This window comes from Gorillibacterium sp. sgz306347, assembly GCF_059735245.1.
On the sequence record NZ_JCAPET010000017.1, the window covers coordinates 70,690 to 84,381 of the forward strand.

Annotated in this window: 10 protein-coding genes; 8 read left to right on the forward strand and 2 right to left on the reverse strand. The window is 57.6% G+C overall.

The window, feature by feature from the left end; all coding sequences use genetic code 11:
• Nucleotides 1–11: 11 nt before the first annotated feature.
• Nucleotides 12–710 carry a hypothetical protein gene (locus AC6I6H_RS11140; protein WP_497953841.1) on the reverse strand — a complete coding sequence of 233 codons (699 nt, stop codon included), beginning with the start codon at nucleotides 708–710 and terminating at the stop codon, nucleotides 12–14.
• Nucleotides 711–1,068: 358 nt separating this feature from the next.
• On the reverse strand, nucleotides 1,069–1,548 hold the full coding sequence (locus AC6I6H_RS11145; RefSeq protein ID WP_497953842.1) for a hypothetical protein: 480 nt from the start codon (nucleotides 1,546–1,548) through the stop codon (nucleotides 1,069–1,071).
• Between the two features lie 368 nt (nucleotides 1,549–1,916).
• Between AC6I6H_RS11145 and AC6I6H_RS11150 the strand changes: the two genes are divergently transcribed.
• From AC6I6H_RS11150 to AC6I6H_RS11185, 8 genes are all read left to right on the forward strand, one after another.
• Entirely contained in the window at nucleotides 1,917–4,616 is a 2,700-nt protein-coding gene (locus AC6I6H_RS11150) for an ATP-binding protein (protein WP_497953843.1), read from the forward strand.
• Entirely contained in the window at nucleotides 4,609–5,316 is a 708-nt protein-coding gene (locus AC6I6H_RS11155; RefSeq protein WP_497953844.1) for a response regulator, read from the forward strand. Before AC6I6H_RS11150 ends, AC6I6H_RS11155 begins: the two co-directional genes overlap by 8 nt.
• A gap of 170 nt (nucleotides 5,317–5,486) precedes the next feature.
• Entirely contained in the window at nucleotides 5,487–5,819 is a 333-nt protein-coding gene (locus AC6I6H_RS11160; RefSeq protein ID WP_497953845.1) for a hypothetical protein, read from the forward strand.
• A gap of 222 nt (nucleotides 5,820–6,041) precedes the next feature.
• Nucleotides 6,042–6,116: a potassium-transporting ATPase subunit F gene (locus tag AC6I6H_RS11165; RefSeq protein ID WP_497953860.1), complete on the forward strand. Its 75-nt coding sequence runs from the start codon at nucleotides 6,042–6,044 to the stop codon at nucleotides 6,114–6,116.
• Between the two features lie 78 nt (nucleotides 6,117–6,194).
• Nucleotides 6,195–7,871, forward strand: coding sequence for a potassium-transporting ATPase subunit KdpA (gene kdpA / locus AC6I6H_RS11170; RefSeq protein ID WP_497953846.1), 1,677 nt, complete (start codon nucleotides 6,195–6,197; stop codon nucleotides 7,869–7,871).
• A gap of 15 nt (nucleotides 7,872–7,886) precedes the next feature.
• The gene (gene kdpB, locus AC6I6H_RS11175) at nucleotides 7,887–9,920 is read left to right on the forward strand and encodes a potassium-transporting ATPase subunit KdpB (protein ID WP_497953847.1); all 2,034 of its coding nucleotides are present in this window, start codon (nucleotides 7,887–7,889) and stop codon (nucleotides 9,918–9,920) included.
• Nucleotides 9,921–9,952: 32 nt separating this feature from the next.
• Nucleotides 9,953–10,573, forward strand: coding sequence for a potassium-transporting ATPase subunit KdpC (gene kdpC, locus AC6I6H_RS11180; protein WP_497953848.1), 621 nt, complete (start codon nucleotides 9,953–9,955; stop codon nucleotides 10,571–10,573).
• An 86-nt stretch (nucleotides 10,574–10,659) separates the two neighbouring features.
• Nucleotides 10,660–12,999, forward strand: a complete 2,340-nt coding sequence (locus AC6I6H_RS11185; protein WP_497953849.1) for a histidine kinase — start codon at nucleotides 10,660–10,662, stop codon at nucleotides 12,997–12,999.
• The last annotated feature ends 693 nt before the right edge of the window (nucleotides 13,000–13,692 follow it).

The following is a 13,692-nucleotide window of genomic DNA, read 5'->3' on the forward strand; positions in this document are numbered from 1 at the left end:
GAGCAAAATTTTCACCATGTTTCAATAGTAATATACATTTTATAGTACCAATTCCAGAATGCTTGTTGTCGAATGTATGCTTCATCATGATAATGTGCAGAATACTCTATTTTATCAGGAGAGCTTGAGACAACCATACCACCGTGAGGTCTGTTTTGTTTGTCCGTCCAAGTAGCAATCTTTGCAAAATAAGTTTCTCTTGAACGCGAATCAAACTTAACAATCCATCTTTCTTCACTAGAGTCCCACACTTGCCCTTCTTTACCAATATATCGGTACATATATCCTGTCTTTGCTGTAATATAGGTATCTGTTCCATCTAAATAATCATTCAAATAATCTGCAACACTATCCAAAATGCCTGCTATCGTCCAACCTTTTCCTGGAAATAAATTCCCAACAAGCAATACCGTATCTTTAATTTGTCCAAATACGCCGCTTTTTTGCTCACCAAGCAACAGTCCCGATCCAGGCATAGTATAAGGAACTATCCTAGTTGTTCCATTTTCTACATAATCGTACATGGGTGCGTAATTTGGAAAATTATATACCTTATGTAAATCTGCATCCTTTAAATATGCTTCCTCTTTCTCAATAGTTGTTTCTGGCAAAGGAACGATTTTAGTGTTATTTTCACTCCTTGCAAATGTTGGTGTAACTAACGTTGTGCAAAGTACCGTTGCTAATAATAAAGATGTTTTCTTCTTCAAATTGAATTCTCCTCCAAATATTTATTGTAATACGAAAAGAGAAGCTCTCTTTTTATATTTACATACAGATATTACATTATTCTGGTTGTCGAATGTTGTTGCTTGATGATAATTATAAAAAATAGTTTTAACACCAATATAAGTAAATAGCATATCCTTAAGATTCCCTTTAGCTAGGAGTGAATTAACGGCTGATGGACCAAAAAGGAGCATCGTCTTGATCATCGAACTCCATTCAAAGCTGCTTCACCCGTCCGTGAGGAAATTGCTGCTGCACGCAACCTCCGGCGATAAAGTCGAGTCCGCTTACAGACGCAAGAACGGGCCGCTCCGTCTACGCAAGGAGCGGCCCGTTCCATTACAGAACCGAGTAATAACAAACCGACTCGCGGACCAAAAGCCGCCAGTCCGGGGGACCCTTGCGGATAAGCGAGGGGGTAGAGAGCGGCACGGTACGGCGAAACGTAAGGATGCGATGGCCGGAATCGGCCCCGCCGGAGACTGCTCTCAGGCAGGTTTCCGCACCCAGCCTAAAGTCCGACAAAGCGGAGCGCAGCAAGGCGGCTTGCTCGGGCGTCCATTCGTCCGCCTGCAAGTGCAGGGCCGCAACGGCTTCTTCCGGCGAAGAACCGCGAATGCTCCGCAAAAAGGCGCCCCACTGGACCAGATCGGCCGCTTTTTCTCCCCAACGGACCGTGCATGCTCCGTCGTGAATGTCCTCTCCATGCGTGAGCCTTAGGAACAGGTACCACTCCCCGCTACGCAAGGAGCGGCAGTCAAAAGATGGGCAACCGTGGAAGGCAAACAACTCGATTCGCGACAGCTTCTTGCTGGTCATGGAACGTCCTCCTCCGAGAGACGGGTAGATGGTTACGGCAGTTTTCGATAGAAGGACTATACCCCGCGTTTTACCGCTTGTAAAAAAACCGGAACGCTTTATTCGGCCCGAGCGGGGCGAAAACGGCGGAAAAACCGAAAAGAACCGCTTCGCAGCAAGTCTTTTCCCGTTCGTTTTCTTTCTCTCGTCCATTCTCGGCCTTCTTTAGAACAACTTAACCGCCGGGCGGGCTTCCGTATCTTTTCTTTATGCCGCCTCCGTAAAATCTTAATGCCATCTTAATGCCGGGGCCGCGCTTGTAAATACGGTATTGATTTTTCCCGTGCTATACTAATATCACAGAACGATGGACAGAAAGCGGGCGCAAAATGGCAGAAAAAGCAGCGGGCGCCGCCGCGCGGCCTGAACGGAGGAACGGCGCGGCGGAGGAGAAAAGACGGGGAAGGCTGAAGCTGTTTATCGGATATGCGCCGGGCGTCGGCAAGACGAGCGCCATGCTGAACGCCGGCCAAGAGGAGCGGAAGGCGGGAGTTGCGGTCGTCGCCGGCTTTATCGAGCATCATTCCCGGGCGGATACGGCGGCTCTGCTTCAGGGGCTGGAGCTTTTGCCGCGGCTTGTTTTCTCCGGAAAAGAAGGCGCCGTCAAGGAGTTTGATTTGGACGGCGCGCTCAAACGAAAGCCCGAGCTGGTGCTGCTGGACGATCTGGCGCATGCCAACGCTCCGGGCTGCCGGCACAAAAAAAGGTACCAGGATGTGGAGGAGCTGCTTCGGGCCGGCATTCATGTCTACGCCACCATCAATGTCCAGCAGGTGGAGAGCCTGGCGGATATCGTCGCTTCCGCGACGGGACTCACGGTGCGCGACCGCGTCCCCGACCGGGTTCTGGAGGCCGCCGACCAGGTGGAACTGATCGACATCGAACCCGATGATCTCATCGACCGGTTTCACAAAGGCGGCATCTATCCCGCCGAAGAGACGCGAGCGGCCCATGCGCCGTTGTTTACCAAAGAAAAACTGACCGCCCTCCGCGAATTGGCACTGCGCATAACGGCGGAGCAGTTGAACCGGATTGCGCTTCAGCTCAGCGACCGGGCGAAGCGGACGGAGCATTCCGGCGGTGCGGAGCATATTCTGGTGTGCTTGTCCCCGGCGGCTTCCAACCAGAAGGTCATCCGGGCGGCCGCGCGGATGGCCGCCGCGTTTCACGGCCCGTTCACCGCGCTTTACGTGGAAACCTCCAATCCCGGTGCACGAACCGGAAAAAGCAAAGCCGCGCTGCGAGAAAACATGAGGCTGGCGGAGCAGCTGGGCGCTCAGATCGCAACGGTATACGGAGATGAAATTTCGGTCCAGCTGGCTGAATACGTGCGCACCGGACGGGTGACCAAAATCGTCGTAGGCCGGTCTCCCGGCAAGAGGGGATGGGCCCGGTCCGATGTGGCGGATCAACTGGCGGCTCTCGTCCCCGAGGTGGAAACCTTTATTATTCCCTACGCGGAGCCGTCGCTCCGCAAGCGCTTTTCGCTTTCCGTCCGCCCGTCCGCGATTTCGGGAACGGATATGCTCAAGACAGCCGCGATTCTGGCGATTTGTACGTTCGTCGGCCTATGGTTCCGGTATCTCGGCTTTCGCGAAGCGAACATCATCACAGTCTACATCCTGGGCGTTTTGTTTAACGCCATGATCACCCGGGGGCGCGTGTACAGCGTGTTTTCCTCGGTCATGAGCGTTCTTGTGTTCAACTTTTTTTTCACCGAGCCTTATTATTCGCTGCATGCATATGACTCGGGGTATCCCGTTACCTTCTTGGTCATGCTGACGGCGGCCTTTTTGACCAGCACCCTGACCATGCGCGTGAGGGAGCAGGCCCGGCAATCGGCACAAAAAGCCTACCGGACGGAGGTGCTGCTGGAGACAAGCCGCCACTTGCAGCAAGCGCAAGGGGAGACGGCGATTGTGGACGAGACGGCCCGCCAGCTGGTGAAGCTGCTGGACCGGACAGTTGTGTTTTATCCGGCTGTGGAGGGGACGCTGGCTGCGCCGCTTGTTTATCCCAAAGCGGCGGCGGAGGCCGTGCCCCCGGTCTACACCGGAGAGAACGAACGCGCCGTTGCCGAATGGGTGTTCAAGAACAACAAGCGCGCGGGGGCGACGACGGATACCTTTTTCGGCGCGCATTGCCTGTACCATGCGGTTCGCGGAGGCGAGACGGTATTTGCCGTCGCGGCTGTTGTGATGGATCGGGAGGAGCCTCTGGAGGTGTTTGAAAAAAGCCTTACCGTCGCCATGCTCGACGAATGTGCGCTTGCCCTGGAAAAGGAACGCCTGAACGAACGGCAAAAGGAGATTTCACTGCGGGTCCGGCAGGAGCAGCTGCGGGCGGACTTGCTGCGGGCCATTTCGCATGATCTGCGCACGCCGCTGACAAGCATTTCCGGCAGCGCGGGCATTCTCATCGGAAACGGACGGGTGCTCAGCGAGGAGCAGAAAAAAAGCTTGTACACGGACATCTATGACGACTCCATGTGGCTGATTCACCTGGTGGAAAACCTGCTTTCCATCAGCCGGATGGAGAACGGCACGCTGAATCTGAACATGCAGCCGGAGCTGCTGGAGGAAGTGATCGCCGAAGCGCTGCTTCACGTTAACCGCAACAGCGAAAAGCATACAATCCGGACGGACGTGGAGGACGACTTGCTGATGGCCCGGATGGACTCCCGGCTGATCGTGCAGGTCCTGATCAATCTGGTGGACAACGCCGTCAAGTATACCCAGGAGGGCTCCTGCATTACGGTATCGGCCCGGCGCTCCGGCGACCGGGTGACTGTGGAGGTGGCCGACGACGGGCCGGGAATCCCGGAGGAAACGAAAGTCCGTCTGTTCGAGATGTTCTATACCGGAGACAATGTCCGGGGCGATGGACGGCGCGGCTTGGGGCTGGGGCTTGCGCTCTGCAAATCGATAGTCGCGGCCCACGGAGGGAGCATTGGCGTGAGAGACCGCCATCCCCAAGGAACCGTGTTTGCGTTTACGCTTCAGGCGGAAGAGGTGGAGGTTCATGAATAAACCGGTGATTCTGGTCGTGGAGGATGACAAACCGATCCGCAAGCTGATCACGACTACGCTGGAGACGCAGGGCTATAAATACCATGTGGCCGAAACAGGCGAGGCGGCGATCCTGGAGGCGGTATCCGGGCAGCCGGATTTGATCATTCTCGATCTGGGCTTGCCGGATATGGACGGGGTGGAGATTATCCGCAAGGTGCGGGACTGGTCGAACACCCCGATCATCGTCGTCAGCGCCCGCAGCGAGGACCGGGACAAAATTGAGGCGCTGGACGCGGGAGCGGACGATTATTTGACCAAGCCGTTCAGCGTCGACGAGCTTCTGGCGCGGCTGCGGGTCAGCCTGCGGCGCATCCGGCACGACAAGGAGAAGCTGCTGAAGGATGCGTCCTCCTTCATCAACGGGAGCTTGAAGATCGACTATGCGGCGGGCTGCGTCTGGCTGGAGGGCGAGGAAATCCATCTGACGCCGAGTGAATACAAGCTGCTGTGCCTGCTGGCCAAAAATGCGGGCAAGGTGTTGACCCACAACTACATTCTTCATGAAATATGGGGCGCTCATCCGTATGACGTTCCCGCCCTGCGCGTCTTTATGGCGACCTTGCGCAAGAAAATCGAGAGGACTCCTTCGCAGCAGAAGTTCATCCAAACGCATATCGGGGTCGGGTACCGCATGCTTCAGGTCGGCGACGAAGCCTGACAGCGGCGGCCCGCGAAATCGGCAGCCATGCTCTCCTTCGGGAGAGCATGGTTTTTTTGTGCGCTTTTTGCCGTCTTAAGACGATCTTAACCGGTTTGCGTTGCACTCTTACCCCGCGCTAATGGCCAAAATGATACGCTCTATGGCGAGAAAAGAAGGGGATGAGAGAGATGAACGGACTGCTGCAAAACGCAGGTACGCTTTCCCTTGTGCTGGTGATTCTGGCCGCGGCAAAAAGAGGAGCCGTTCGCCGGGAGCGCCGGGAGGCGAAGCGAACGGGCGGCTATGAAGACAACGCGGTGTACAAAGCGGCCGGGAGGTTTGCCCGGGGAGCATCCAGCGAGGAGATTGCCGCTTTGCTGGCCGCCGGCTATCAACTTGATCAAAGGAGGATTGACGAGATACTGGCCCTGGCGGTTCCCTGCCGAAAGGATGCGGACGGAGGGTACCGGGCTTTTCTTGACGCGGTCAACCGGGTTTTGGGAGAGGCCGTCTACCGGTAAACGGATACGCCGGTGCAATCTTAATGGCATCTTAATCTCTCGCAAGGGATTCTAATCCTGAATTAATGACGGACCTGATAGGCTGAATTCATGACAGAGGAGGGACACCGGGATGATGGACTTGTACATGGCAGCCGGATTGGCAGCGGTCTTCGGACTGTTCTGTGCGTTCGCCGGATGGTGCGGACGCGTGGCGAACGGTAAAGGAGGGGAAGAGCAATGATGCTGGTTCTTGCGGCAACCCTGCTGGTGTTTCTTTATCTGGTTTACGCCTTGCTCCATCCGGAGAAATTTTAACGGCCGGCCGCATGAAAAGCCGGTTTCGAATCGTGAGATTATTGGGCGGAATTCCGCCTCACCCAGGGAGGGGCCAACGTGGGCATTTTGCAAATTGCAGCGGTTATTCTGATCCTGCTGGCGCTGGTAAAGCCGGTCGGGACTTATCTGTATCATGTATTCTCCAATGAGCCGAACCGGACGGACCGGATTTTTGGCGGGGCCGAGCGGGGGATTTACAAGCTGGCCGGTTTGAAAAACCGGGAGGGCATGTCCTGGAAGCGGTACGCCGTCTGTTTCTTGGGAACCAATATTGTGCTTACCGCATTCGGGTATGTATTTCTCCGGGTTCAGGGCGCGCTGCCGTTCAATCCGAACGGAATCGGCAATATGGAGCCGACGCTGGCCTTTAACACCGTGATCAGCTTTATCACCAACACCAACCTCCAGCATTACAGCGGAGAAACCGGCCTTTCGTTTTTTGCGCAAATGGCCGTCATCACCATGCTGATGTTCACCTCCGCGGCGAGCGGGTTTTCCGTAGCCGCGGCGTTTGTCAGGGGAATTACCGGCCAGAAGTCGCTGGGCAACTTTTTTGTCGATTTTGTCAAGGCACACACCCGGGTTTTCCTGCCGTTTGCCTTCGTGCTAACCCTGGTGCTGGTCGCCCTGCAGGTGCCGCAAACCTTGCAGCCGACCATCGAGGCTGCAACCATCGAAGGACAAACGCAACAGATGGTGGCCGGCCCGGTGGCTTCGCTCGAATCGATCAAGCACCTTGGCACGAACGGGGGCGGCTCGCACGGGGCAAACTCGGCGCATCCGTTTGAAAACCCGAGCCCGCTTACCAATGTCATTGAGATTTTGGCCATGTGGACGCTGCCGGCTTCGCTTCCGTACATGTACGGCCGGTTCGCCAAAAACCGGCGGCAGGGCTGGGGAGTCTTTGCGGCGATGATGATCCTCTTCGTTCTGCTGCTTTCCTTGAACGTTTATGCGGAAAGCCGGGGCAATCCGGCGATTCAGACCATGAACATCGACGCCTCGGCAGGCAATATGGAGGGCAAGGAGGTCCGTTTCGGGATTCCGCAATCGTCGCTTTTTACCACGGTGACGACAGCCGCCACCACGGGCTCCGTCAACAATATGCATGATACGCAGACACCGCTGGGCAGCGTGACGCCGCTTGCCTTGATGATGCTGAACAACGTGTTCGGCGGCAAAGGCGTCGGTCTGATCAACATGCTGATGTATGCGCTGCTCGGCGTGTTCCTCTGCGGCTTGATGGTCGGGCGGACGCCGGAATTTCTCGGAAAGAAAATCGAAGCCCGGGAAATGAAGCTGATCGCCGTGGCGATTCTCATTCATCCCCTCATCATTCTCGGCCCGACGGCTCTCGCTTTCTTGACCGATCTCGGCCAGGGAAGCATCAGCAACTCCGGTTTTCACGGCTTGAGCCAAGTGCTGTATGAGTACACCTCTTCCGCCGCCAACAACGGCTCCGGCTTTGAGGGTCTGGCGGACAACACGCCGTTCTGGAACCTCACGACAGGCGTTGTCATGCTGCTCGGCCGTTACGTGTCGATCATCGCCATGCTGGCGGTGGCCGGTTCCTTGTGGCGGAAACAGGCCGTCCCGGAAACGATCGGAACCTTCCGGACCGATAACGGGCTGTTTACCGGTATTCTGATCGGCACCGTGGTTTTGATCGGGGCGCTGACCTTTCTGCCGGTCATGGCGCTCGGTCCGATCGCGGAGCATCTGACATTACGGTAGGGGAGAGGGAAAGAGATGAGTTCTGTCAAACGCAAAAAGCTGCTCACCGGTCCGATCGTTCTTCAGGCGGTCAAGGAGAGCTTTCTCAAGCTGAACCCGGCCCGCATGCTCAAGAATCCGGTTATGTTTGTCGTCGAGGTCGGAGCTTTGCTGGTTCTGCTGATGGTGCTGGCTCCGGGCTATTTCGGGGCGGGGGATTCCGTCGGGTTTAACACTGCGGTGTTCCTCATTTTGCTGGTGACGGTGCTGTTCGCCAATTTTGCGGAAGCGCTGGCGGAGGGACGGGGAAAGGCGCAGGCCGATACTTTGAAAAAAACGAAGAAAGAGGTGTCCGCCAACAAGCTGGTCGGGAATTCGTTTAAAACGGTCGCTTCCTCCGAACTGCGCAAAGGCGACATTGTTCTCGTCAGCCAAGGAGAGCTGATCCCCGGCGACGGGGAAGTCATCGAGGGGCTGGCTTCGGTAGACGAATCGGCCATCACGGGCGAATCGGCGCCCGTTATCAAAGAAGCGGGCGGCGACTTCAACTCGGTCACCGGCGGAACCCGGGTCGTCAGCGACCGGATCAAGGTCCGCATGACGAGCGAGCCCGGCGAATCTTTTCTGGACCGGATGATCTCCCTGGTGGAAGGCGCCTCGCGGCAGAAGACACCAAACGAAATCGCCCTGAACACGCTTCTCGTCAGCCTCACGATTATCTTCCTGATCGTCGTCGTTACCTTGCGGCCCATTGCGGCTTACCTGGGAGTCGAGCTGGAAATTCCGGTTCTCATTGCGCTGCTGGTTTGTTTGATTCCCACTACCATCGGGGGGCTTCTGTCCGCCATCGGGATTGCCGGGATGGACCGGGTGACCCAGTTCAATGTGCTGGCGATGTCCGGCAAGGCCGTCGAAGCGGCCGGCGATATCAACACGATGATTCTGGACAAAACCGGTACCATTACCTTCGGGAACCGGATGGCGAGCGAATTTGTCCCGGTCGGCAAGGAGACCGAAAGCGACCTGGCGGCCTGGGCGGCCATCAGCTCGCTGCAGGACGAAACGCCGGAGGGCCGTTCCGTTATCGAGCTCGTGAAAAAGCTCCGGCATCCTTACGAGGAAGGCTTGGGAGCGGGCGCCGAATTTATCGAGTTCCGGGCGGAAACCCGCATGAGCGGAATGGATTTGCCGGACGGCCGCCAGGTCCGCAAAGGGGCCGTGGATTCGATCAAGCGCTGGGTGGCGTCGCAAGGCGGCCAGGTTCCCGGCGACCTGGACCAGCATTCGGGTGCCATTGCCGGCAAAGGGGGAACCCCGCTGGCCGTGGCGGTAAACGACCGCATTTACGGGCTGATTTACCTGAAGGACACCGTCAAGCCGGGAATGAAGGAACGGTTTGACGAGCTGCGCCGCATGGGCATCAAAACCATTATGTGCACCGGCGACAACCCGCTGACGGCGGCAACCATTGCGGCCGAAGCCGGGGTGGACAGCTTCATTGCGGAAAGCACCCCGGAAAACAAAATCGAGGTCATCCGCCGCGAGCAAAAGGAAGGCAAGCTGGTCGCCATGACCGGCGACGGCACGAACGATGCGCCGGCTCTGGCACAGGCCGACGTAGGACTTGCGATGAACAGCGGAACCTCCGCCGCCAAAGAAGCGGCCAATATGGTGGACCTGGACTCCGACCCGTCCAAAATCATCGAGGTGGTGGCCATCGGCAAGCAGCTGCTGATGACGCGCGGCGCTTTGACCACCTTCAGCATCGCGAACGACATCGCCAAGTATTTTGCCATTATTCCCGCCATGTTTACGCTCGCCATCCCGCAGATGGAGCTTTTGAATGTAATGGGCCTCGGCTCCCCAAGCTCGGCGATCGTTTCGGCGCTGATTTTTAACGCCATCATCATTCCTCTGCTGATTCCGCTCGCCATGAGAGGGGTTTCCTATAAACCGATGAGCTCGGTCAAGCTGCTCCGGCGGAATTTATTTGTCTATGGCTTGGGCGGCGTCCTTGTACCGTTTGTCGGCATCAAACTGATCGACCTGCTTGTGAGCATCTGGATTTAAGAGACCGCGAGGTGCGGGAAAGGATGAAAAAAATGAACAACGCGAGAACGGAAGCCGCCGGGAACGGCCAAGGATCGAAAAGCTCCAGCCTGCTGACCATGATACGGCTCAGTCTGGTGTTCATTGTGGCCTGCGGCGTCGTATACCCGCTGGCTTCGACAGGGATCGCTCAGGTTTTGATGCCGCATCAGGCAAACGGCAGTCTGATCAAAAATGACCAGGGCACGGTCATCGGCTCGGAGCTGATTGGCCAGCAGTTTACCAATCCGGCCTTGTTCCACGGCCGCGTGTCCAGTATTGAATACAAGGCGGAGGCATCCGGCTCGAACAACTACGGTCCGTCCAATCCCGACATGCTGGAGCGGACGAGGGCATCCATCGCGGAGTGGCAGGCAAACAATCCGGATGTTCCGGTCAGCCGTCTGCCGGTCGATCTGATCACCAACTCCGGTTCCGGCCTGGACCCGCATATCAGTCCCGCTTCGGCACGGGCGCAAATTCCGCGAATCAGCAAGCTTACCGGAATTCCGGCGGAAACGCTGGAGCGGTTGGTGGCGGAGCATACCGAAGGCCGCGATCTCGGGCTGTTTGGCGAAGAGCGGGTGAATGTGCTGAAGCTGAACATCGCGTTAACGGAACGGCCGGAGCAATAATCCGGCCGACGCCCTGTCCGCTTTCTTTGCGGGCGGGGCTGTTCCCGGTTCAAGGTTCAAGGATTAAAGGAAAGGAGTACGGCCGCATGCCGCCTTACAAGCGCAAAACCCCGGAGGAGATTTTGCATTCCATTTACAACCTTCATCGGGGCAAGCTGAAGATCATCATCGGGTCGGTGAGCGGCTCGGGCAAGACGTATCATATGCTGCAGGAAGGCAACTTTTTAAAAAAACAGGGCCTCGATGTGGTTTGCTGTGCCGTTTCGACTATGCAGCGGACGGAAACGGTCCAGCAGCTGGAGGCGCTGGAGCGGATTCCGAGCATTCATTGGCGGAAGGACGGGAACGAGCTAAAGGACCTTCCGCTTGAGGCCATCCTCGAGCGCAACCCCGAGGTGCTGCTTGTGGACGGACTGGCTCACCGGAACCGGGAAGGTGCGCGTTTTCCCACCCGCCTCGAGGATATCCGTCATTTGATGAGCCACGGCATCAGCGTGATCACGACCATCAATGTCTATGAACTGGCCGGTGCGGGAGATTTCATCTACCAGATGACGGGGATTCGGGCGGAGGAAACGGTGCCCTTGAACACGCTGGAGCTTGCGGACGAGGTGCGTCTGATCGACGTGTCGCCGGAAACCATTTTGAAGCGGATCGAAGAGGGCATTCTGGGCGACAAGCTCCATCCGGCGATGTCGCGCCGGGGCAATCTCGGGGTGCTGCGCGAGGTAGCCCTGCGGCTGGTGGCCGAGGGGGTTAACGATTCGCTGGAAAAGCACCGCGAGGAGCTGGGGCTGCTCGGCCCTTCCGGCGCGACCGAGCGGATTCTGGTTTCCGCCCAGTACCATTGGAACGGCTCGCTTTATGTGCGAAGGGGCCAGCAAATCGCCAAACGTCTGAACGGGGACCTGATTGTCGTCACCTTTGTGCTGCCCAAGCGGCCGCTGAGCAAGGAGCAGCAGGCGTTCAAGCGGGCCATTGTCAAGCTGGCGGAACGGGTGGACGCCACCTTCGAGGAGCTCGCCTTGGCCCGGCTGCGCCAGCTTCCTTCGCTGCTGGTGCGGTACGCCATACAGCACAACGTGACCCGGATCGTCATGGGGCATTCCCGAAAAAGCCGCTGGCAGGAAAAATGGCAGGGCTCCATCGCAAACCGCGTGCTGCGCCGGACGCGCAATATCGATGTTTTCCTGATGGCGGACCGGACCCAGCAGGAAGGGGAACGGATTCTGCCGATGAAGGCGGCCCCGAAGAAAAAGGAGCTTTTTCACCGCTTGAGTGGAAAGGAGCTGCAAAAGAAAATCGAGACGATCCGGCGGGGCACCTTTAAAGTGTACATTGGCGCCGCTCCCGGGGTCGGCAAAACCTATAAAATGCTGCAGGAAGGCAATCTTTTGCTGTCCAAAGGCATCGATGTAGTCATTGGGCTGCTGGAAACCCACGGGCGAAAAGAAACCGTCGAGCAGGTAGGGAGGCTGGCTGCGGTTCCGCGGGCGAAGGTATCGTATCAGTCCGCCGTGCTGGAGGAGATGGACACGGATGCGATTCTGGCCCGGCGCCCGGAGGTGGTTCTGGTCGACGAGCTGGCGCATACCAATGTGCCCGGCAGCCAAAACCGCAAGCGCTACGAGGATGTGCTCCGCTTGCTGGAGAACGGCATTTCGGTTATCACCACGGTCAATGTGCAGCATTTGGAAAGCCTGAATGATGCGGTGGCCCAATTGACCGGCGTGCGCGTCCGGGAAACGGTGCCCGACGCCATCCTGAAAATGGCGGATGAGGTCGAGCTCATCGACGTGACGCCGCAAACGCTTCAGGACCGGATGCGGGCGGGGAAAATATACGCGGCCGAGAAGGTCGGCCAGGCGCTGGAATCGTTTTTCAAGATCGGCAATCTGATCGCCCTGCGCGAGCTGGCGCTTCGCGAAATTGCGGACGACGTGGACGAGAGGCTGGAGGCCTGGGACCGGGACGCCGCTCTGCGGGGGACGTGGAGCCGGCGGGAAGTGATTTTCGTCTGCGTGGATCTAGGCCCCCGGGCGGAACGGCTGATCCGCCGGGGGTTCCGCATCGCGCACCGGCTGAAGGCCGAATGGCACGTGCACTATGTGCACTGCGGAGCCGGACGGACGCCGGAGGAGCAGAAGCGGCTGGAGACGGTGCGCCACCTGACGGAACGGCTCGGCGGGATCATGGAGGTGGCCGAGGCGGGAAGCGGCGCGAACCTCCATCAGGTTTTGCTGGACCGGATAAACGAAGTGGGCACGACGCAGCTGATCATCGGTCAATCGGGAAAGCCGTTATGGCGCACGCTCTTCAAGGAGAGCTTCGTGCATTACCTGCTGCGGAACGCCCGTCATCTGGATATGCTGATCGTGGCGGACTACGATCCGTTTGTGGCCGGCCCGTCCGGCAGGCGGACGTGAACGGACGCCTCCGGAGCGCCAGAGCGCGGGCCCCAGCATCGCCCGGCCCGAGCGCAAGGTCCCTGCCTTGCCCGGCTGGAGCGCAAGGTCCCAGCCTTGCCCGGCCGGAGCGCAAGGTCCCTGCCTTGCCCGGCCGGAGCGCAAAAGGTGCAGTCGGCTGCACCTTTTGCGCCGGCCGGCGGCTTCTCTAGCGGCTGCGCTAATCGCAGCTCGCCGTGTTTCGAGTGCTGCGCTGGTGCCACATCTCTAACACTGTGCTGCTCGCTGCTTCGCGTCTCTCTTCGCTGGTAGTTCGCAGCCGCTCAGCCTCCCTTTCCGCCAATCGCTGGTTGGTCCAAGATGCAGGGCGGGGCTAGTCCTGGACGTGGCCGGCAAGTTTGGCGTTTCCAAGTGTAACGGTTGCCACAGAGCTTATTTGGCGAAAAAACGGGCTGTTCGGATTCTAACGGTTGCCACAGGGCTTATTGGGCCAAAAATGCCGTTTTTTTTGATAAAAACGGGACAATAAGCTCGCTCACAACCGTTAGAGCGGAAAAAGGTGCAAAAAGAGGCAAATAGCCGCTGTGGCAACCGTTAGAAAACCAAGCAGCTACAAACGATCCGAAATGACAGACAAATGCAAACTGGAGCCAACAGCCAAAACCGACGCAAACACAATTATAGTTGAGCTGCTTGACGCAGACGGTGGAAGAA